This is a genomic window from Streptomyces nanhaiensis (genome assembly GCF_046614825.1).
GTDB lineage: Bacteria > Actinomycetota > Actinomycetes > Streptomycetales > Streptomycetaceae > Streptomyces > Streptomyces radiopugnans.
This window is the reverse complement of record NZ_JBKJFM010000332.1, coordinates 1-1,584: the sequence shown is the minus strand read 5'-3', so window position 1 is coordinate 1,584 and position 1,584 is coordinate 1. Positions and strand designations below refer to the sequence as shown.

Here is a 1,584-nt window from a genome sequence, read left to right as displayed (position 1 = left end):
GCGCACAGGGCGCGAAGGGGGCGGGCGTACGGTGAGCACCGCGACCGGCGCGCCGACCGCGCCCCCGCCGCCCTCCGGCCCCTCCGCGTCCCCGGCGGCCCCCGCTCCCGGCTCCGGTTCCGCGCCGGGCGGGCGGTTCGTCGCCCGGGCGGCCGCGGTGACCGCCGTCCTGACCGCCGCCGGCTCCTTCTTCGGCCTTGTGCGGGACCAGACCATCGCCCACCTCTTCGGCGCGGGCAGCGACACGGACGCCTTCCTGGTGTCCTGGACCATCCCCGAGTTCGCCTCGACGATCCTCATCGAGGACGCCATGGCGCTGGTGCTGGTCCCGGCGTTCAGCCTGGCGCTGTCGCGCCGGGCCGTGTCCCGCGAGGCCGGGAAGCCGGGCCCCGGCACCCTCGCGGAGAACCCGGCGGGCGACGCCGCCGACCCGGTGCGCGCACTGCTGGCGGCCACGCTTCCCCGGCTGCTCCTGGCACTGGCGTGCGCCGCGGCGGCCGCGGCGCTGCTGGCGCCGCAGCTGGTGGGCGCCCTGGCGCCCGGCCTGGCCGACCCCGGCCTGGCGGTGGACTGCACCCGGCTGACGGCCGTCACCGTGCTGGGCTTCGGAACAGCCGGGTACTTCAGCGCGGCCCTGCGCGCCCACCGCAGCTTCGTGCCCCCGGCGGCGATCTACTGCGCGTACAACATCGCCATCGTCGCGGTGGTGCTGGGCCTGCACGCCCGGTGGGGGGTGCGCGCCGCCGCCTTCGGGGTGGCCGCGGGCAGCCTGGCGATGGTCCTGGTCCAGCTCCCGGCGTTCTGGCGGCGCCTGCCCGTCCGCACCGTACGCGTGCGCCGCACCGTGCGCGTGCGCCGCGCGGTCCGTGCGCGCCGTGCCGCCCGCGCCCCGCGCGCCGCGGCACTGGTGGGCTGGGGCCTGGTGGCCCCGGTGGCCGTCTTCGCCCTCTTCCGCCAGTCGCAGGTGCTCGTCGAGCGCTTCCTGGCCTCCGGACTGCCGCCCGGCGCGATCTCGCACCTGAACTACGCGCAGAAGATCGCCCAACTCCCCATGACGTTCTCCCTGCTGCTGTGCACGGTCACCTTCCCCCTGGTCGCCCGGGCCATCGCCGACGGCCGGACCGAGCGGGCCCGGCTGCGTGTGGAGCGCGATCTGGTGCTGGCCGCGGCGGTGGTGCTGCTGGGAGCCGCGTACGTGATCGCCTACGCCCCCCAGATCGTCCAGCTCCTCTTCGAGCGGGGCGCCTTCGGCACCGGGGACACCGCCGCCACCGCCTCGGTCATGCGCGTCTACGCCACCGGGCTGCTCGGCCACTGCCTGGCCGGTGCCCTGGTGCGGCCGTTCTTCGCCGCCGCCCGGCCCGTCTGGTACCCGGCCGGCGCGATGGCCGTCGGCCTGCTGCTCACCGTCGCGGCCGGCGCCCTGGCCGCCCCCCGCTGGGGCGTCCACGGCATCGCCGCGGCCAACGCCGCCGGGATCACCACCACCGCGCTGCTGCTCCTGTGCGGTCTGCGCACCCGAGTCCTGCCCGTCCGGGTGCGCGCGGTGGCGGCCGGCCTGGGCCGGCTCGGCCTGGCAGCGGC

General features: G+C 77.7%; 1 protein-coding gene. It reads left to right on the top strand.

Annotated features, from left to right (window positions below; all coding sequences use genetic code 11):
• Positions 1 to 31 precede the first annotated feature (31 nt).
• Positions 32 to 1,584 (top strand): lipid II flippase MurJ (locus ACLIYP_RS30400; RefSeq protein ID WP_412716292.1); only part of this gene is annotated, 1,553 nt, incomplete at its 3' end.